This window comes from Umezawaea sp. Da 62-37 (assembly GCF_032460545.1).
Taxonomy (GTDB): domain Bacteria; phylum Actinomycetota; class Actinomycetes; order Mycobacteriales; family Pseudonocardiaceae; genus Umezawaea.
In genome coordinates this window covers 6992583-7011809 of the sequence record NZ_CP135965.1, presented here as the reverse complement: position 1 = coordinate 7011809, position 19227 = coordinate 6992583, and the positions used below count along the sequence as shown (strand labels likewise).

The window sequence follows — 19227 nt, the reverse complement described above, 5'->3', positions numbered from 1 at the left end:
CGTGACATGGATCGGTGGAATTCATGGCACCGTGACATGCCCCTGGAAGAAGTTCCGTGACTGTTGATGCTGGTAGAGAGCCTGGATAGCGTAAAGCTGGCACCTTCTAATCCCGAGGTCGCAGGTTCGAATCCTGCCGGGGGCACCGCAGGTCAGATCGATTCAGAAGGTTTAAAGGGAGCAGGTTTCGCCAGGTTTTCCGGTCGGCGGGGACATGCTTTTCGGCATGCGGACCCACCAGTCGTAGGCCGAACGGCCCAGCGGAACCAGCCACCCAACGATTGACGGCAACAAAGGGTGCGCATCAATTTACGCACTGTGAGTAACAGTGTCACAGGTCAGGGTTGACCGCACGGCTGGTAGGAGTCCTCGGGGGCTCCTACCAGCTGGTACAAGTAAGCCGGTGGCGATTTAGCGCAACGGGCCGCATCCGTCAAGGGCGGTTCGGCACGGTTGCGCACACGTCAGCTCACGGCCGAGTCGCCCGCAGCGGCCACCTCGCCGCCCAACGCGGCCGATACCTCGAGACCGCGGTTCCGCGCGGAGCAGCGTCGGCGACGTCCACTTCATCGCTACCGCCGGTCGCGCGGAGAGCCCGTCACAACTCCCGGGCGGATCGAAGTGACCGTTGGTCCGATCGAAGTCCGGACGTGTCGACATGCGGTCGACGCTGTTCCCGAACATTTCTCACTAGACCTCGGACCGTATCCGCGCGGCGACGGCATTCCGCACCGCAATATCCATGCGGATCGCTTTGCGCACACCGTGCACGGGAAGACGGAAAGCACAGAGAATTCACTCCCCTCCACCATTGCGCGAGATCGGAAAAGAGCGCTATTGTCCCGCCCCGCCCTACCGTCGACCGGATCGGCAGTGCTCACAGCACGTACGCCACCCTGTCACCCGTCGTGGTGAACCGAGGTGCTTCCACCAGTGGGCACGCACTCAGGGCGAGGAAAACCGGTGACCATTCGGATGAAAGAACCCCTCACCGCGACCTGCACGAGTGACATCGCGGCCGAAAAAGTTTTCCCCTGGGATCGGCTGTTAGTTTTGCGGATGACGGCTGGCTTCCCTCATGGAGGAAAGATGAAACGGGTTACCACCATCCTTTTCGGCGCGTTGGCGGCTTCGGCCCTGCTGATGTCGACGGGTCCGGCGGCCGGGGCCGCGACGGGTGAGGTCGTGGTCTTCTCGGCCGAAGTCGTCCAGCTGGAGGTGTACGAGCACCCCAGGGGCTGCAACGCGCTGCCCACGGGGGCGCACGTGCTCGCCAACCGCACCAACCAGCCGGTGCGGATCTACGGGACGCCGGAGTGCTTCGGGATTCCCGTCCTCACCGTCGAGGAGAACTGGGGATCGCACGTCCCCCCTGCCGCCGCGAGCTTCCGCGTCTGACCGGCAGTCGGTGATCACACGTTCCGATCCAACCGAAGGGGAGCACGTGTCCGTCGATCTCGTGGTCGTGGGAGTCGGATACGTCGGACTGCCGCTCGCGGTCGCCGCCGCCGACGCGGGCCTGTCGGTGGTGGGCTACGACACGTCGCCCGCGGTGCGGGAGCAGGTGGAACAGGGCCTGCCGCACGTGCCCGACGTGAGCGGCGCGCAGTTGCGGGCGTTGCGCGCCGGCGGGTTCGCGGTGACCGGCGATCCCTCGGTGATCGCGGACGCGGAGACGGTGGTGATCTGCGTGCCGACCGGCCTCGGGCCGGATGGCGGTCCGGACCTGTCGGCGGTGCGCGGCGCGGCCGCCGCCATATCCGACCACCTGCGTCCCGGCACGCTGGTGGTCCTGGAGTCCACCAGCTTCCCCGGCACCACCGACGAGGTGGTGCGGCCCATCCTGGAGCGCCGGGGCCTCGTGGCGGGGGAGGACTTCTCGCTCGCGCACTCGCCGGAACGGGTCGATCCCGGCAACCGGCGGTACGGCATCCGCAACACCCCCAAGGTCGTCGGCGGGCACACGCCGCTGTGCGCCAAGCAGTGCGCCGCGTTCTACAGCCGCTTCGTGGACACCGTGGTCGTGGCGCGCGGGACGCGCGAGGCCGAGATGGCGAAGCTGCTGGAGAACACCTACCGGTTCGTGAACATCGCGCTGGTCAACGAGATCGCGGTGTTCTGCGACCAGCTCGGCCTCGACGTCTGGGACGTGCTGCACTGCGCGGGCACCAAGCCGTTCGGGTTCGCCCCGTTCACGCCCGGCCCCGGAGTGGGCGGGCACTGCATCCCGATCGACCCGCGCTACCTGCTGGACAAGGCGCGCCGCGCCGGGGGGCGGCTGGGCGTCGTCGAAGCCGCGCACCAGGTGCACTCGGCGATGCCGTCCTACGTGGTGGAGCGGACGGCCCGGCTGCTGGCGGGCGCGGGCCTGCCGCTCGCGGGCTCCTCGGTGCTGCTCCTCGGCGTGGCGTACAAGGCCGACGTGCCGGACACGCGCGAGTCGACGACGCTGCGGATCGCGGCCGAGCTGACCGCGCTCGGGGCGCGCGTCCGCTACCACGACCCGGTGGCCTGCGCCGTGCCCGAACTCGGACCACCCGTGTCCGACCTCGACTCCGCCCTGCGCGACGCGGACGCGACCGTCCTGCTCGTCGCGCACGGCGGGTACGACCTGGGCCTCCTGGCCAGGAACGCTCGGCTCCTCCTCGACGTCACGGGTCGCGTGCCGGGGGAGGAAGTCCAGCGCCTGTAGTAGCCCGCGGCCGGGGGTGGAGCCCCGGCCGCGGTCGTCATGCCCATCCGCGCACTGAAGGAGTACGCAGGAATGACTACTGCTGTCAAGAACGAGCGTCTGGAACTCCGCTTCGAGAAGTGGGACCGCGACGGCAACGGCCGCATCGACCGGTCGGACCTGGAGGCGGAGGCCAACCGGATCCTCGCCGCGTTCGGCGAGTCGCCGTCCACCCCGCAGGGCCGCGCGCTGCTGGAGTCGTTCACCGGCACCTACGAGTACCTCGCCGAGAAGGCCGGGGTCGGCCGCGACGGCGCGCTGGACCGCAAGCAGTTCACCGAGGTCATCGAGGCCGAGGTGTTCAAGGGTGGTGACGCCGGGTTCGGGCGCGTGGTGCGGCCGATGATCCAGGCGATCCTCAACGTGTGCGACACCGACGGCGACGGCGAGGTCAACCCGGCCGAGTTCGCCAAGTGGCTGAAGGCTGCGGGCGTCGACCGGTCGAAGGCCGACGAGTCGTTCCGCACCATCGACACCGACGGCAGCGGTGCGCTGACCGTGGACGAGCTGGTCGCGGCGGTGAAGGCGTACCACTTCGGCACGCTGGACGTGCCGCTGCTCGGCTGACCTCCCACACCGCGCGACGGGCCCCGGAGCAGTGCTCCGGGGCCCGTTCGTCGGCGGGCGCGGTCAGTGCGCCGCGCCCGCGGCCGACACCGCCGGTCCCCGTTCGGCGACGCCGGGGGCCTGGATGAACGTCACGGTGCGCTCGGGGCGCATCCCGACCTCGGGTCCGGTGCGCGGCCTCGGCGTGGAGATGAGGATGTTGTAGTGGTTGGGGTGGTGGCACGCGTCGAACCCCAGCACGGTGCCGATCATCCCGCCCTCCAGCCACACCTCGTCGCCGCGGTCGATCACACCGGCGTCGTCGATCTCCACGAAGCCGAGGAACCCCACCCGGTCGATGCGCTCCGCGGTCACCGGGTGGTCCGTGGTGACGAGTTCGTGCACCTCGCCCTGCCGGACGCAGCGGCTGGCGAACGGCTCCAGGCGCATGCCGCGGTCGTCGCGGCGGTGCACCAGCACCTTGACCACCCGGCTGCGCACCGGGCGCTTCGGTCCGTCCTCGATCACGTGCTCTCCCTTCGATAGGCCTCGTCCACCAGTGCCAGGGCGGCCAGGCCGCCGTCGGCCCACGCGCCGCCGGCGGCCACGGCGCGCGCGAAGTCCCGGAGCACGCCCTCGTACTCGTGCCACAGCGAGCCCTTGAACCCGTCGTGCCCGGCGAGCATGTCGGCGCGCAGTTCACGTCCGCCGACAAGTCGCGCGGTGACGTCCTTCACCTCGCCGGGGTAGGACCAGTCCAACTCCACCCGCACCGGCGCCGTCCCGCGCGCCGTGAGCACGGCGTGTCGGTCGACCCCGGCCTCGTCCCGCACGACGAGCGCCTCGCACAGCCGCAGCGGACCGGCGAACAGGCGGGCCACGTCGAGCGCGTTGGGGCCGTTGTCGGCCACGCACCCGCCACCGGAGCGCGCGGCGTCGAGGTACCAGCGGTCGGTTCCGACGTGCTCCTCGATGCGTTCGAAGTACCGCACGGTCACCGACTCCAGCGGCCGGCCGTCCACTTCGGACAGCAGGGCGAGGACGTTGTCGTTGTACCGCCGGTGGAACGCGGTGAACAGCGCCACGCCGCGCGCGCGGGCCGCCGCCGCCACCTCGCGGCCGCGCGCCAGGTCGATGTCGAGCGGCTTCTCCACGCACACCGGCAGCCCCGCCTCGACGGCGTCGCGGCAGATCGCCGCGTGCGCGTCGTTCGGCGCGGTCACCACCACGGCGTCCACCAGGTCCGCGTCCAGCATCGCCCGGTGGTCGGCGAACGCCGGGACCCGGTGACCCGCGCGGGCCTCGGGGCGCGGGTCGCACACGGCCGCCAATTCGACCCCGTCGAGCCGGTCGATCGCGGCGAGGTAGAAGCGGGAGATGACGCCGAGCCCGGCCACGCCGAGGCGGATCACCCGGCGGCCCGCGGGATCGACGAGCGGACCGACGAGTACAGCTCCTCGTACAGGTCGGCGGGCAGCGGCACGCCGTGCGCCCGCCGCCACGCCGCCCGCTCGCCCTCGTGCCAGCCGGGGTAGACGACCGGGCGGCGCGGGTCCGCGGGCGGGCAGCCCAGCAGGGCGGAGAACAGGGCGTCGGCGTCGTCGGCGAACCCCGGCCGCAGCCGCGCGGGCGCGATGGCCAGCGCCATGACGCCGATGTCGTCGTCGGCGTCACCGGCCCGAACCGGTCCCAGCGCGGCGCCGGACACCAGCGCCGACAGCGCTTCCACCACCAGACCCAGCCCGAAACCCTTGTAGGCGCCGGTCTCCGGGGTGCTGCCCAGCCACAGCAGGTGCCCCTCGCCCCGGTCGTAGGCGGCCGGGTCGGTGACCGGCGTGCCGTCGTCGGCCGCCAGCCACCCGGCGGGGATCGGCTCGTCCACCCGCGCCGCGCCCCGGATCCGGCCGGTGGGCACGACGGTCGTGGACATGTCCAGCACGAACGGGTGCCGGTCGCCGGCGGGGCAGGCCAGCGCCAGGGGGTTGGTGCCCAGGACCTTCGCCAGGCCGCCCGGCGGGCGGGCGATGGTCTGGCCGCCGCAGTTGGACGTGACCAGGCCGATGACACCGCGTTCGGCGGCGCGGGCGGCGTGGAATCCCGCGCACCCGATGTGCGTGGCGCCGCGCAACGACACCACGCCGACGCCGTACCTCCCGGCGCGCGACACGGCGAGGTCCATCGCCTGGGAGGCGGCCCACAGGCCGAGGGTGCGGTGGGCGTCGGCCAGCACGCACGCGCCCAGGTCGGCGAGGACCTCCATGTCGGCCGCCGGATCGGCGCGGCCGGACTCCAGCAGCGGCAGGTACAGGCGGGTCAGGTTGACCAGGCCGTGCGAGGTGACACCGGTCAGGTCCCCGTGCACCAGGGCCCTGGCCGCGGTGTCCGCGCGGTCGGGTGGGACGCCCCGGTCGGTGAACACCTCCGCCACGGTCGACACCAGAGCGGGGTAGGGCACGACGACGTTCATCATCCTCCGTTGCGGGCGAAGCGCGTGACCAGCTCGCCCACCACCGCCGAGAACCGGTCCAGTTCCCCGACGTGGGCGTGCTCGCCGCGTGCGTGCGCGTTGTTGGCCTCCAGCGACCCCGGCCCCAGCACGGCCGTCCGGGTCCCCGGCACGTCGGTCATCCAGATCGCGTCGCAGGTGAAGCCCGGCTCGTCGGCGGGCCACGGCGGCACGATCCCATGCAGTTCCGGCACCTCGTGGTCGCGCAGCGCGGGCAGGCCGCGCTTGCGCCACTCCAGCGCCGTGATCGCGGCGGCGCGGACGGCGGTGCGGTGGAACGGCTGCGTCCCCCTAAAGCGCTCGGTGAACTCCGCCAACCCCTCGCGCAGCCCCTCCTCCAGCGCCCCCGCCAGCACCGCGGCCGACTCGGCGCTGCCGTAGGACAGGTTCAGCAGCAGCTCCCCCGTGCCGTGGACGCGGTTGTGCGTCCGCCCCGTGTGCAGGCCCGCCACGCACACCTTCCCGTCCGGGACGCGCCCGGCGAGCGCGGTCGCGAGGTGCTGGGCCAGGAAACCGAGCAGGACCGTCGCGTTGTCCCCGGCGTGCGGCTCGTCGTCGATCGCGTCCTCGCCGCGCACGACGACGGCCGCGGTCATGGCGGCGGTGCAGCGCGGCAGGTAGCGCAGGCCGGTGGGCTCGCAGAACACGTTGAGCGCGCCGAGGAAGCCCGCCTCCACCAGCGGCCGGGTGCCGAAGACCCCCATCGCGCCGCCCTCCTCGCCGGAGACGGCCTGCACGAGCACGCTGACGTCGCGGCCCACCGCCGGATCGCGCGCGGCCTCCCGCAGACCCGCCAGCAGCGCCACGGCGGGCCCCTTGGCGTCGATCGCGCCCCGGCCGTGGAACCGGACGCCGTCGAACCCGACCGGTTCGACCGGCGCGACCGTGTCCAGGTGCACGTTGAACATCACGGTCGGCTCGGCGCTGCCCAGCCGCAGCACCAGGCTCGGCTGGCACTCCAGGAACCTGGGGTCGCGGCGCACCGCCTCCCGCACGACGACGGGCACGTCGGCCCGCCGGACCGCCTCCGGTGGCGCGGGCCCGAGGTGCGCGGTGCTCATGCCGAACGCGTGCGCGGCTGCGGCGTAGGCGTGCATGGCGTCCCACAGCCGCACCTCGCCGTCGCTCTCCAACGGGCCCGCGGTGGGCATGCGCAGCAACTCCAGCAGCAGGTCCCGATCCGGGGCGATCACCGCAGCAGCCGGGCCATCGCCCGGCCCGCGCGCACGAACGCCTCCGGCGCGCCGTCCGCCAGCCGGTCCGAGCGGTGCGGCTGGAGCGCCACGTGCGGCTCCAGCGACCACCCCCCGGCGTAGCCGACCGAGCGCAGCAGCCGCACGCAGTCGAGCACCCGCGCCTCGCCCGTGCCGGGGTCGACGAACTCGGTGCCGCGGGCGTCCTTGACGTGCACGTGCGCCACGTGGGGCGCGATGCGCCGCAGCACCTCGTAGCCGTCGTAGCCGTGGGCGACGGGGTTTCCCGTGTCGAACAGCAGCCGCAGCGAGGAGCCGGGCGCCGCGTCCACCAGCTCCAGCATCCGGTCGGCGTCCGAGGCGGCCCACCCGGAGCAGTTCTCGTGCAGCAGCACGACACCGGCGGCCTCGGCGACCTCGGCGAGCGCGACGACGCGGTCGAGCACCCGCTCGCGCCAGCGCGGCTCGTCCAGGCCGTCGTTGGGGTAGGACATGATCCGCACGTAGCGGGTGCCCAGGTCGGCGCACCGCCGGGCCAGCACGTCCAGCTCGGCCAGGTCGTCCTCGAACGGCGCGGTGACCGGCCGGGCCCACCCGCCGATCCGCGACGCCACGCACACCACCCGCACGTCGCGGTCGGCCAGTTCCGAGGCCACCCGCGCGAAGTGGCGGTCGTCCAGGTCGGCGACGGCGAGCCCGTCGACGGTGCGCAGTTCGACGGTCGACCAGCCCAGTTCGGCGAGGACGGCCAACTGCCCGGCCAGATCGGGGGCGGCCTCGTCGGTGATCCCGGCCAGGACGGTGCCGGAGCCGGGCTCGGCGTGCCGCGCGGGCGTGGTCGCCACGGCCTCAGACCACACGGACGCCCCCCGGCACGCGGACCGCCACCGGCTCACGGGCCGCCGGGATCATCGGTTCGGCGCTGATGTTCTTGGCCACCGACAGCAGCCGGGCCACGTCGCAGGCGACGGAGAAGTTCTTCGCGTGCTGGTCGCGGCCACCCTGGAACAATCGATAGGCGTGGATCATCCATTCGGTGAGCGAATCGTCGCGCAGCACCTCGTGCTCGCGTTGTCCGTTTGCGGTCACGGTCAACTGGGAGTAGGGGTCGTCGGCGCTGATCGCGTAGTGCCCTATCGCCGCGCCGTTTTCGAACCGCACCTCGACGCGCCGTTCCCGCGCCGGGGAAGTCAAATCCGACGTGATCTCCGTGCGCGTGCCGTTGGTGTGCCGCAGCCCCATTCGGGCACCGCCCATCCGGGGTACCCGCGTCCTGCCCACCACCAGGTCGGAGCCGGAGGCGTGGGTGACGCGGGCGTTGCCCGCCAGGCGCAGCGCCAAGCCCACGCCGTGCGGCAGCTCCACGTCGAACGCCGTCCGGTGCGACGTGGTGGTCAACGTGCGCCGGAACCGCGGCTTGTTCTGCACGAGCGTGATCGAACGCGGCTCGCCCAGGCTCCCGCCCCGCACCAGCGCCATCAGCCGCGCGGTCAGCGAGCTGGTCAGCCACGGCTCGACGACGGCGATCCACAGCCCGTGCCGACGGCGCAGCCCTATCACCCGTGCCAGGTCGTCGGTGTCGACGGCCAGCGGTTTCTCCACCACCATCCGCCGGAACCCCAGTCCCGCGAGCGCGGAGATCACCTCGGAGCGGTTCCCCGGCGGCGTGCACACGTGCGCCACGGTCCGCGCGGGATCCACCTCCGCCGCCGCGGCCTCCAGGCTCGTCCGCACGACCAGCCCCGGCCGCTCGGGCGTCCGGCACGGGTCGCAGCCCACGACCGGATCGTCGTCGAACAGCTGCGGCGCGGAGGCGCGAGCGCCCTCGAGCACCGGCAGGTGCAGTTGCGCGCCGGCCCTCCCCAGCCCCACCAAGAGTGTTCGCACCGCTGATTCCCGCCCGTTGCAGGTGACCGCCGCCAACGACGTCGAAAGGCGGCGGAATTCGATCGAACTCGAGGTTTCACGATTCAGTCGGCACTTGTCAATGCCGCACGCTCACAGTTGACCAAGAAGAGTGAAAGTCCCTCCTGCGGACAATTTGTCCGTGACACCGACCTACGATCTCATCGAAGTTCCGACAGCGGAGGTGGAGGTTGGCTGTTCCATTCTTCACGCAATCGTCGACATTCTCGGAATTGTGGCCGAAAACAAGAGAGCACATTGTCGACGTGATGGACCGCGGCAAGTATTCGCACGGCCACAAGGTCGTCGAATTCGAGGGGGCGCTGGCCGAGTACACCGGCGCGAAGTACGTGGTGGGGCTCAACAGCGGCACCGACGGGCTGGTGCTCCTGCTGCGCGCGTGCGGCCTGCGCCCCGGTGACGAGGTGGTGGTGCCCGCGTTCTCGTTCGTCGCCTCCGCCTCCGCGGTGGTGCTCGCGGGCGGCCGTCCGGTGTTCGCCGACATCGAGCCCGACGGCTACGGCATGGACCCCTCCTCGCTCGTGGCCGTGGCCACCGGGCGCACCCGGTTCGTGATGCCGGTGCACCTGTTCGACCAGCCCGCGGACATGACGGGACTGGGCGAACAGGCCCGGCGGCTGGGGCTGACCGTGGTGGAGGACAGCGCCGAGGCGATCGGGATGCGGTACGGCGGCAGGCACGCGGGCCTGCTCGGCGCGGGCGGGGTGCTGTCGTTCTTCCCGACCAAGACCCTGGGCGCGCTGGGCGACGCGGGCGCGGTCCTCACCGACGACCCGGTCGTCGCCGAGACCGTCGCCGCGCTGCGCCACCACGGGCGGTTCGGCCCCACCGCGGCCCACTTCCCCGCGATCAACACCACCACCGGCGCGATCGGGGTCAACAGCAAGATGGACGACCTCCAGGCGGCGGTGCTGCTGGCCAAGCTCGGCAGGCTGGAGGCGGACGTCGAACGCCGCGCCGTCCTCGCCCACCGCTACACCGAACTGCTCGCCGACGTGCCGGGGGTGCGGAAGCTGCCCTCGGCGCTGCCGCGCCGCGCCGACGTGCGCGGCGTGTTCTACGTGTACGCGATCGAGGTGGAGCGGCGGGACGAGTTGGCCGCGCACCTGGCCGCGCGCGGTGTGGGGACCGAGACGTACTACCCGACACCGCTGCACCTGCAACCCTGCTTCGCCGACCTGGGGCACCGGCCGGGGGACTTCCCCCGCGCCGAGGCGGCCTGCCGCGACGCGCTCGCGCTGCCGCTCTACCCGGACCTGCACGAGGACGACGTCGCACGGGTGTGCCGCGGGATCCGCGACTTCTACCGGTCCTCGGAGGCGGCGTGACCATCCCGTTCTTCCCACCGGACCTGTTCGAGGACGACCGCGAGGCGCTGCTGGAGGTGGTCCGGGAGGTGGCGCTCGACCCCGAGCAGCGGTTCATCCTCGGCCCCCGCACCGAGCGCTTCGAGACCGCCGTCCGCGACGCCGTCGGGGCGGCCGACGCCATCGCCTGCTCGAGCGGCACCTCGGCGTTGGCCCTCGTGCTGCGCGCCATGGGGGTGGGGCCCGGCGACGAGGTCGTCGTCCCCGCCTACGGCTGCGCGCCGCTCGCGGCCGCACCCGCGCTGCTCGGCGCCACACCGGTGTTCGCCGACGTCGACCCGTGGACGATGGTCGTCGACCCGGTCGAGGTCGAGAAGTCGGTCACCGGACGCACCAGGGTCGTCATGCCCGCGCACATGTTCTCCGTGATGGCCGACATGCCCGCGCTGCGCGCCATCGCCGCCGACGTCGGCGCGCGGCTGCTGGAGGACTCCGCCGTCGCACAGGGCGGTGTGCTCGGCGGTCGGGCCGCGGGCACCTGGGGCGACGCGGGCGTCTACTCGTTCGTGCAGGTCAAGACGTTCGGGATGCCCGGCGAGGGCGGCATGGTCGTGACCGGCGACCCGGCCCTGGGGCGGGTCGTGCGGATGCTGCGCAACCACGGGCAGGACGGCCGCACCCGGTTCCTGCACCACCGGATCGGGGTGAACAGCCGCTTCGACGAGATCATGGCGGCGTTCCAGCTGCGCCGCCTGCCGGGGCTGCCCGCACGCCTGGAGCGCCGGGCCCGCATCGGCGACTACTACACCGAGCGCTTCACCGGGCTGCCCGGCGTCGTGGCCCCGCCACCCGGCCGCGACGGGCGCTGCTTCTACGTGTACTCCCTGCTCGCCGACCGCCGCGACGCGCTGCGCGACCACCTCGCCGCCCACGGCGTCGGCTCGCACGTGTACTACCCCACCCCCTTGCCGCACCAGGCGGCGTTCCGCACCACCGGCCGCGACTGGCCCGCCGCCGAACGCGCCTGCGCGCGGCAGCTCGCCATCCCGATCCACCCCCACCTGGCTGACGCCCAAGTCGAGCACATCGCCGACGAGGTGTGCCGGTTCGCCCGGACCTGACACGGAGACGCCATGCAGCACACCACGCCCGAGGCCACCACCAGGCGCGCCTACGTCCGACTGGCCAAGCTCGACATCGTCGACTACTACTTCGGCGTCCTGGTCGTCTGGACGCTGCTGCCCTCCGCGCTGCGCCTCGACGGGGCTGTCCTCGCCGCCACGGGCCTGTTCCTGCTCGGCGAGGTGTTCGTCATCGCCACCATGGTGGCCCTGGACGACCTCACCGGCTTCCGCGACGGCAGCGACATCGCCAACTACGCCCCCGACGACCCCAACCGGCGCCGCTACCGCAAACCGCTCGTCGCCGGGACGCTGACCGAGGCCCAGGTGCTCCGGTTCGCGTGGGTCACCGGGCTCATCGGCGCCCTGCTGTGGATCGCGGCGATCGCCGTCGCGCCCCACGCTCCCCTGTGGACGGTCGCGGTGATCGGCGTGACCTACTTCTTCGCGGTGCAGTACTCGTGGGGGATCAAGCTCAGCTACCGCGGGTTCCAGGAGTTCTTCCTCGCCGCGCTGGGCTGGGCGCTCGTGCTGGCCCCCTACGGACTGGCCGTGGGCTCGATCGACGGCAACGCCGTGGTGCAGGCGCTGGTCTTCGGCCTGGGACCGCTGCTGTTCGGCGTCTACTCCAACACCAACGACATCAAGGGCGACCGCAGGGTCGGCAGGCTCACCGTCGCCGCGCTCGCCACGCCGCGCGGGAACATGCTCTTCATCCTCGCCGTCACGGCCGCGGAGGCGCTGCTGATCGTCTGCGGGCCGCTGCTGGGCACGGCGTGGTGGTTCCCGGTGGTCCTGCTGCCGACGCTCCTGCTGCGCGCCCGGCAGGTGCGCGTCGCCTTCGGGCAGGGCGACATCCTGCGCGCCCGCCTCCTGGGCATCCACGTCCACCGCGTCACCGTGGTGGCGCTGGTCGTGGTGAACCTCCTGTGACCGACGAGGAGGACGTCGTCGTCATCGGTGGCGGCGTCGCCGGACTGGTCGCCGCACGCGCGCTGCGCCTCGCCGGGCGCTCGGTGCGCGTGCTGGAGGCCGCCGACGCCGTGGGCGGGCGGATGCGGACCCTGCGCACCGGGGGGTTCCTCGTGGACACCGGGGCCGAGCAGGTGCCCGAACGCGGCTACCCCGCCACGTGGGGCCTGCTCGGGCGGCTGGGCGTGGACCGGACGGCCGTGCCCCGCATCGGCCGCCACCTGGCCGTGTGGCGCGGCGGCAGGGCCCGAGCAGGCCTGGCCCATCCTCTCGGGCTGCTCACCGGGGCGGGTCTGGGGCCGCGCGCCCGGCTGGACCTGCCGCGGGTGCTGCGCGTGCGCCCGGACTTCGACCACCCGGAGCGCTCAGCCCTCGGAACGGTCGCCGAGTTCGCCGGGGCCTTCCACCCCGACGTGCTGGCCTACCTCTGCCAGCCGGTCGTGTCCGGGTTCTTCGGCTGGTCGCCCGAGCGCTCCGCGGCGGCGCCGTTGCTCGCGCTGCTCGCGGCCGCCGGTCCGGCGGGCACCTGGCGCACCTACCGCGACGGCATGGACACCTTCGCGCGCGCACTGGCCGAGTCCCTGGACGTCACGACCGGCGCCCGCGTCGACGGCGTGGTGTCCGAGGCCGGATCGGTCCGCGTGCTCCTCGGCGACCGCGAGATCCGCGCGCGGAGGGTGGTGCTCGCCGTGCCCGCCCCGGTCGCCCGCTCCCTGCACGCCAACGCCCCGGACCACGACGCGGGGTTCCTCGCCGCCTCGACGTTCACCCCCGTGGTCAAGGTCCACCTCATGCTGTCCGCCCGCCCCGCGTCGCGCTCCTACGCGGTCCTCGTCCCCGCCGCGGAGGACCGGGTGGTGTCCACGCTCATCCTCGACCACGTCAAGCACCACGGGCGGGCGCCCGCCGGACGGGGGCTGGTCACCGTGATGGCGAACCCCGCGGCCGCGACCGACCTGCTCGACGCCACCGACGACGAGGTGGTCGACGTCCTGTCAGGTGCGGCCGAGCGGTTCCTCCCCGGCCTGCGCGCGGCCACCACCGGCGCCCTGGTCACCCGCTTCCGCCACGCCCTGCCCGAGGCCACCCCGCGCGCGCTGGCCCTGCGCGCCGCCTTCGCCGCCCGACCCGTCACGGCGGTGGAGTACGCCGGGGACTGGACCGGGCTCGTGCCGTGCAGCGAGGCGGCCGTGCGCTCCGGGCAGCGCGCCGCCGCCCGCCTGCTCTCCGCCACCCCCGCCAGGAGGGAACACGCATGAGGCCCCACGACATGGGCACCCTGTTCCACGAGGTAGCCGCCCGTCGCACCCACACCGTCGTCGTGCTCGACCGGCCCTTCGACATCGCGCCCGACCGGGGCACCCTGTTCACCGTGCCGCGGCTGGCCGACCTCGTGGAGGAGGCCGCGGGCTGGCTGCACGCCGCCGGGGCCCGCGCGGGGGAACGGGTGGCCGTGGTCAAGCGCAACCACTACGACTACGACCTGCTGGCCTGCGCGGCGGTCCGGCTCGGCGCCGTGCCCGCCCTGCTGTCGGCCCACCTGTCCGACGACGTGCTGGAGACGCTGCTCAAGCGGCTGGAGCCCGCGGTCCTCGTCACCGACCGCCCCGTTCCCGCGCACCACGTCCGCCGCGTGCTGTCCCTCGGCGTCCCCGGTGCGGGCGAACTGGCACTCGACGACGTGCGGGGCACCCGCGCCCCGGCGCCCCGGCGCAGGCACGACGACGACCCGCTGATCGTCAACCACACCTCCGGCACCACCGGAACCCCCAAGCTGGTCGTCCACACCACGAGCACCATCGTCAACCGGCTCGCCCGGTTCGAGGCGCTGCGCTTCCCGGTCGTGGGCACCCGCCGCGACGACGTCGTCGCCAACGCCTCCTCCTACGCCCACGGCCGCACCTTCTGCTGGACCGGCAGCGTGTTCGGCCTCGCCCCGCGCAAGATCGTGCTGCTGTCGGACCCCGCCTCGGCCGGGGAAGTGCTCGGGGCCCACCCGCCGACCACCGTCGAAGCCCTACCCACCACCTACGTGCGGTGGCGACCGTTGGCGCGCGGGCCGGACAACCCCTTCCGCGACGTGCGCCTGTTCGTCAGCACCTACGACGCCGTGCACCCACCCGTGGTGCGCACGATGCTCCACGCGTCGCGCCGCCGCCTCCCGCTGTGGATGCAGGGGTGGGGGCAGACCGAGACCGGGCCGCTGACCTTCCGCTTCCTCACCCGCGCCTCCGTCGACCGCGCCGCCCACGCCCGCGACCTCGGCCGCCCGCTGCCGGGCAGGACGAGGCTCCGGGTCGTGGACCCCGTGACGTTCCGGCCCGTGCCGCGCGGACGGCCGGGGCTCGTGCTGACCAGGACCAAGGCGCGCTGCACCGCGTACGTGGGCGAGCAGGACCGTTGGCACGACAAGGACACCGACGGCTGGTGGAACACCGGGGACCTGGGCGTCCTCACCCGCACCGGGACCGTGCTGCTGCTCGACCGCGAGGTCGACACCGTGCCCGGCCTGAGCTGCCTGCGCACCGAGGACGTGATCGAGGACCGGCTGCCCGAGGTGCTCGAGTGCGTCGTCCTGGGCACCCCCGGCAGCCCTCCCGTCCCGGTCGTCGTCACCACCGACGGGCACCTCGACCCGCGGCGCTGGCGGTCCGCCGTCGGCGACCTGCCGCCGCTGGCACCGCCGCGGGTGGTCACCTGGGACGACCTCCCGCGCACCGGCACCGGCAAGGTGCGCCGCCTCGAACTCCTCACCCGCCTCGTCGGCCACGCCGACACCCACGGAACCGGACGGTGGACTTGACCTCCTCCCCAATCCTGATGGATCGGGGATTTCCGGCCGCCTCACAGCGGACAGTTCCTGTTCCCCCTCCCTCGGAAGGGAGGTTCCGACAGATGCCCCACCGACTGGCGCCGGTTCGGTCCGACTCCGCCTCCGCGGGCTGCAACCGCCCGTCCGGCGGCCGGGGTGTTCCGTGCGGCGTTGACGTCCCGATCATGGACCTCGCCGCATCCGGGACAGGTCCGATCACGCATGCCCAGCGGCAACACGTCGAGCAGGTACCCGCACTCGGTGGGACAGCGGCGATAGCGGTGCGCACGCTTCACCACCGCCCCCGACACACCCCGCAGACTGTCCGGTCCATCGACGGGGACCGAAGCCGCCTGTCCACTCCGGACTCGGCGGTTTCCCGGCACCGCCCGTGGATCGGCTCCTCCCCGGCCTGGAGGCCGGGGTGTCCACCGATTGGAGCTCCGATGACCACGACCCACGAGGGCTACGTCTTCGACAACCGGAACCTGCACGCCGCGGAGCAGCACCACTGCCTGGCCGCCGCCTACGACCCGATCACGCTCGCCCGCCTGGAGAGCACCGGTGTCGGGCCGGGGTGGCAGTGCCTGGAGGTGGGCGCGGGCGGGGGCAGCGTCGCCCGGTGGCTCGCCGACCGCGGCGCGTCGGTCCTGGCCACCGACATCGAGCCCGAGCACGTCCCGCCCGCCGCGGGGCTGACCGTGCTGCGGCACGACGTCGTCCGCGATCCGCTGCCCGAGGCCGAGTTCGACCTCGTCCACGCCCGCCTCGTGCTGCTGCACCTGCCCGAGCGCGAGCAGGTGCTGCGCAAGCTGATCCGTTCCCTCAAGCCCGGCGGCCTGCTGCAACTGGACGAGTTCGACCTCGACTACGGACCGGTGCTGCTGGCCGCCCGCCCCGCGCACGCCGCGGCCTACGAGGAGTTCCTGGCCGCGAAGGAGCGCATGTTCGACGAGGCGGGCGCGGACCGCCGCTGGGGCCGCCGCGCCGCCGCGTCGATGGTCGCCGCGGGCCTGGTGGAGGTGGACCCGGTGCCGGTGGTGCGGCGGTGGGACGCCGACTCCCCCGGCCTGCGCCTGCTGGTCCACCACACCCGCCACCTGCGCGACCGGCTCGTCGCCGCGGGCCTGACCGACGCCGGTCTCCAGACCGCCCGCGACGCCATGGCGCATCCGGCTTTCCGAGCCACGTCCTGCGTCTTCTACACCGTCCAGGGCAGGCGTCCCGCGTGACCGCCGTCCACGCGCCGAACTGGAGCGGCCCCGTCGACCTCCCGCTGCGCGGGGAGCCCGACGTGCAGGCGGCGTGCGGACTGATGCACGTCCACGGCCGCCACCTCGGCCGTCCCGCGCCGCTCGGGATGGACTACGCCCGCGCCGTCGCCGCCGAGCTGTCCGCGATCGGGGCGCTCGCCGTCGACCTGGGGCGCGCCCGCGGCGTGCCGCTCACCGGGTGCGCCACGTCCGTCGCGCAGGCCGCCCTGCTCGCGGTCTCGCAGTACCTGGCCGCCGCGACCGCCGACGACCCCGACGAGTGGCACCCCGGCGCGGGGCCGCCGTTCCGGTCCCGCGAGGGCGTGGTGTTCGAGGTGGAGGCCCTCGATCCTGTTCCGTGGCAACGGTTCTGGGCCGCGCTGGGCGTTCCGGCACGGGCCGTGGAACGGGGGTGGCGGCCCTTCCTGCACCGCTTCGCCACGGCCACCTGCCCGCTGCCGCCCGATCTCGCCGACGCCGCGGCCCGCACCCCGTTCGCCGTCCTGGAGGCCACCGCCCGGCAGGCGGGCATGACCGCGGTCGTCCGGTCGGGGAGGGTGCTGGACGGCCTGCCCGCCTACCTGATCTCGCCCCGCGGTCCGGCCGGGGGCGTCGGGGACGAGGGTGCGCCGGTCGGGGAGTCGCCGCTGTCCGGGATCGTCGTGCTGGAATCGTGCAGGCGCGTGCAGGGGCCGATGGTCGGGCACCTGCTGGGGATGCTCGGGGCGACCGTCGTGCGCATCGAGCCGCCAGGCGGCGATCCGCTGCGCTGGGTGCCGCCGATGGCCGGGCGCACCTCCGCCCGGTTCCTCGCCCTCAACCGGGGCAAGTCCGTGGTGGAGATCGACCTGCGCACCGGCCGGGACGAGGTGCTCGACCTCGCCGCGGCCGCGGACGTCTTCGTGCACAACTGGGCGCCGGGCAAAGCCGCGCACTGGGGTCTGCGAGCCGAGGACTTCCCGGCAGGACTGGTGTACGCGCACGCCTCCGGGTGGGGTGACGAACTCGGGCCCGAACCGCCGCTGGGCACCGACTTCGTCGTCCAGGCCCACGCGGGCGTGCCCGCCTCCCCCATGACCGTCGTGGACGTGTTCGGCGGTGTGGTCGCCGCGCACGCCGTGGTGGACGCGCTGCTGCGCCGCGAGAGGACCCGGCGCGGACAGGCCGTGGCGTCGTCGCTGCTGTCCGCGGCCTCGCGGCTCAACGCCCTCACCCGGCACCGCGACACGTCCGCGCCCACCGTGCCGGTGTGCACCGACCTCGCGGCGCTGGGGCGCGACCCGCGGTTCGCGCGGGCCCTGGTCCGGGAGGGGTGCGTGCTGCCCGCCTCGCCCTGGGAGTTCTTCCGATGACGTGGATCTCGCGCGAGGGGATCGTGATCGCCGACCAGGTGCCCGCGGCGGCCAGGCGCGCCTGGGTCCGCGCCGGGCACTGCCCCGATGAGGACCTGCACTCGCTGTTCCGCGACCGGGTCCGCCGCCATCCCGACCGGGCCGCGGTCGTCGACGACCGCGGAACGCTCACCTACGCCGAGCTGGACGCGCGGGTGCGGGGCCTGGCGGGCGCGCTGGCCGCCCGACCGGGCGACGTCGTCGGCGTGCGCGTGCCCAACGGCCGCGACGCCGTGGTCGCCGAACTCGCCGTCGCGGCGTGCGGCGCGGTCGCGCTGCCGTTCACGGGCGGGCGGGCCGACGCGCTGGCCCTGCTCGCCCGCGCCCGCGCCGCTTCGGTGATCACCGACGACGACCTGCCGCTCACGACCGTGTCGCCACGGGCCCGCGCCGAGGGGTGGCGACCGGTCGCCGTGGACCCGGAATCCCCGGCGAGGCTGCTGGTCTCCTCCGGCTCGGAGGCCGAGCCGAAGCTCGTCGCCTACTCCCACAACGCTTTCGCGGGCGGCCGCGGCAACTACCTGCGCGCCGTGCACCTCGACACCCCGGTGTGGCGCGACCTCGTGCTCGTGCCGCTGTCCTCGGCCTACGGGTCGTTCGGGGCCGCCATCACCCTGTGCCGCTTCGGCGGGACGCTGCTGCTGCGCCCCCGGTTCGACGCCCTGGACGCGCTGCGGGCCATCGCCGAGCACCGGCCAACCCACGTGTTCGGCGTGCCCACCATGCTGCGCCGCCTCGCCGAAAGCGCCGCGGGCGTAGACACCTCGTCGCTGCGGGCCGTCGTGTCCAGCGGCGACGTGCTGCCGGAGGACGCGCTGCGGCGGTGCCGGGAGGTGTTCGGCGTCGACGTGGTCAACGTCTACGGCTCCTCCGACGGGGTCAACTGCCACACCACCACGCCCGAGCGCGGAGTGGGCCGCCCCGACCCGGCCGTGACCGACATCCGGATCGTGGACGGCGAGATCTGCGCGCTGGGCCCCATGACCCCGCTCGACCACATCGGCGGAGGACCGCCGCGACTGCCCGGCGGCTGGGTCCGCACCGGCGACCGGGGGAGCTTCGACGCCGACGGCACGCTGCGGGTGCTGCGCCGCATCAAGCGCGTCGTCATCCGCGGCGGCCTCACCATCAGCCCCGCCGAGGTCGAGTCCGCGCTGACCGGCCACCCCGCCGTCGCCGACGCCGCGTGCGTGCCGGTGCCCGACCGCGACCTCGGGGAACGGCTGTGCGCGTGCGTCACCGTCCGCGACGGCCACCCGGCCCCCGACCTCGCCGCGCTGACCGCGTTCCTGAGCGACGACCGCGGTCTCACCCGGCACAAGCTCCCCGAGCGCCTGCTCGTCCTCGCCCGGCTTCCCCTGTCCCACAGCGGAAAGGTCTGCCTGCGCACGCTCGCCGACATCGCCGCCGCACACCACGGGGAACGATGACCGACCCGCGGGGATCGGCATCTCGCTGACACCGGGGTC

General features: G+C 73.6%; 17 protein-coding genes. 11 read left to right on the top strand and 6 right to left on the bottom strand.

Annotation, left to right across the window (positions count from 1 at the left end; translation table 11 throughout):
- Positions 1–1089: 1089 nt before the first annotated feature.
- From RM788_RS32360 to RM788_RS32350, 3 genes are all read left to right on the top strand, one after another.
- Complete coding sequence (locus RM788_RS32360; RefSeq protein WP_315922157.1) at positions 1090–1398, top strand: hypothetical protein; 309 nt, start codon at positions 1090–1092, stop codon at positions 1396–1398.
- A 46-nt stretch (positions 1399–1444) separates the two neighbouring features.
- Positions 1445–2692: a nucleotide sugar dehydrogenase gene (locus RM788_RS32355; protein WP_315922155.1), complete on the top strand. Its 1248-nt coding sequence runs from the start codon at positions 1445–1447 to the stop codon at positions 2690–2692.
- A gap of 72 nt (positions 2693–2764) precedes the next feature.
- Positions 2765–3298, top strand: coding sequence for an EF-hand domain-containing protein (locus tag RM788_RS32350; protein ID WP_315922153.1), 534 nt, complete (start codon positions 2765–2767; stop codon positions 3296–3298).
- Between the two features lie 63 nt (positions 3299–3361).
- Here RM788_RS32350 and RM788_RS32345 read toward each other — a convergent pair whose 3' ends face one another.
- From RM788_RS32345 to RM788_RS32320, 6 genes are read right to left on the bottom strand one after another with little or no spacing between them, the layout of a single operon-like run.
- Complete coding sequence (locus tag RM788_RS32345) at positions 3362–3805, bottom strand: DUF6917 domain-containing protein (protein ID WP_315922151.1); 444 nt, start codon at positions 3803–3805, stop codon at positions 3362–3364.
- Positions 3802–4689: a Gfo/Idh/MocA family protein gene (locus tag RM788_RS32340; protein WP_315922149.1), complete on the bottom strand. Its 888-nt coding sequence runs from the start codon at positions 4687–4689 to the stop codon at positions 3802–3804. The genes RM788_RS32345 and RM788_RS32340 overlap by 4 nt, the downstream gene beginning before the upstream one ends.
- Complete coding sequence (locus tag RM788_RS32335) at positions 4686–5744, bottom strand: Ldh family oxidoreductase (RefSeq protein ID WP_315922147.1); 1059 nt, start codon at positions 5742–5744, stop codon at positions 4686–4688. Before RM788_RS32335 ends, RM788_RS32340 begins: the two co-directional genes overlap by 4 nt.
- Positions 5744–6976 carry a M20/M25/M40 family metallo-hydrolase gene (locus RM788_RS32330; protein ID WP_315922144.1) on the bottom strand — a complete coding sequence of 411 codons (1233 nt, stop codon included), beginning with the start codon at positions 6974–6976 and terminating at the stop codon, positions 5744–5746. The genes RM788_RS32335 and RM788_RS32330 overlap by 1 nt, the downstream gene beginning before the upstream one ends.
- On the bottom strand, positions 6973–7821 hold the full coding sequence (locus RM788_RS32325; protein ID WP_315922142.1) for a sugar phosphate isomerase/epimerase family protein: 849 nt from the start codon (positions 7819–7821) through the stop codon (positions 6973–6975). Before RM788_RS32325 ends, RM788_RS32330 begins: the two co-directional genes overlap by 4 nt.
- Before the next feature lie 4 nt (positions 7822–7825).
- Complete coding sequence (locus RM788_RS32320; RefSeq protein WP_315922140.1) at positions 7826–8863, bottom strand: Gfo/Idh/MocA family oxidoreductase; 1038 nt, start codon at positions 8861–8863, stop codon at positions 7826–7828.
- A 176-nt stretch (positions 8864–9039) separates the two neighbouring features.
- Between RM788_RS32320 and RM788_RS32315 the strand changes: the two genes are divergently transcribed.
- The 8 genes from RM788_RS32315 (at position 9040) to RM788_RS32280 (ending at position 19188) form a co-directional block, all read left to right on the top strand.
- Positions 9040–10230, top strand: coding sequence for a DegT/DnrJ/EryC1/StrS family aminotransferase (locus RM788_RS32315; RefSeq protein ID WP_399345165.1), 1191 nt, complete (start codon positions 9040–9042; stop codon positions 10228–10230).
- On the top strand, positions 10227–11330 hold the full coding sequence (locus RM788_RS32310; RefSeq protein WP_315922136.1) for a DegT/DnrJ/EryC1/StrS family aminotransferase: 1104 nt from the start codon (positions 10227–10229) through the stop codon (positions 11328–11330). Before RM788_RS32315 ends, RM788_RS32310 begins: the two co-directional genes overlap by 4 nt.
- A gap of 12 nt (positions 11331–11342) precedes the next feature.
- The gene (locus RM788_RS32305) at positions 11343–12263 is read left to right on the top strand and encodes a UbiA family prenyltransferase (RefSeq protein ID WP_315922134.1); all 921 of its coding nucleotides are present in this window, start codon (positions 11343–11345) and stop codon (positions 12261–12263) included.
- Entirely contained in the window at positions 12260–13561 is a 1302-nt protein-coding gene (locus RM788_RS32300) for a protoporphyrinogen/coproporphyrinogen oxidase (RefSeq protein ID WP_315922132.1), read from the top strand. The genes RM788_RS32305 and RM788_RS32300 overlap by 4 nt, the downstream gene beginning before the upstream one ends.
- Positions 13558–15105: a class I adenylate-forming enzyme family protein gene (locus tag RM788_RS32295; RefSeq protein WP_315922130.1), complete on the top strand. Its 1548-nt coding sequence runs from the start codon at positions 13558–13560 to the stop codon at positions 15103–15105. The genes RM788_RS32300 and RM788_RS32295 overlap by 4 nt, the downstream gene beginning before the upstream one ends.
- 455 nt (positions 15106–15560) lie before the next feature.
- The gene (locus tag RM788_RS32290) at positions 15561–16346 is read left to right on the top strand and encodes a class I SAM-dependent methyltransferase (RefSeq protein ID WP_315922128.1); all 786 of its coding nucleotides are present in this window, start codon (positions 15561–15563) and stop codon (positions 16344–16346) included.
- On the top strand, positions 16343–17719 hold the full coding sequence (locus RM788_RS32285) for a CoA transferase (RefSeq protein ID WP_315922126.1): 1377 nt from the start codon (positions 16343–16345) through the stop codon (positions 17717–17719). The genes RM788_RS32290 and RM788_RS32285 overlap by 4 nt, the downstream gene beginning before the upstream one ends.
- Positions 17716–19188 (top strand): class I adenylate-forming enzyme family protein, encoded by a 1473-nt coding sequence (locus RM788_RS32280; RefSeq protein WP_315922124.1) that lies wholly within the window; start codon positions 17716–17718, stop codon positions 19186–19188. The genes RM788_RS32285 and RM788_RS32280 overlap by 4 nt, the downstream gene beginning before the upstream one ends.
- The last annotated feature ends 39 nt before the right edge of the window (positions 19189–19227 follow it).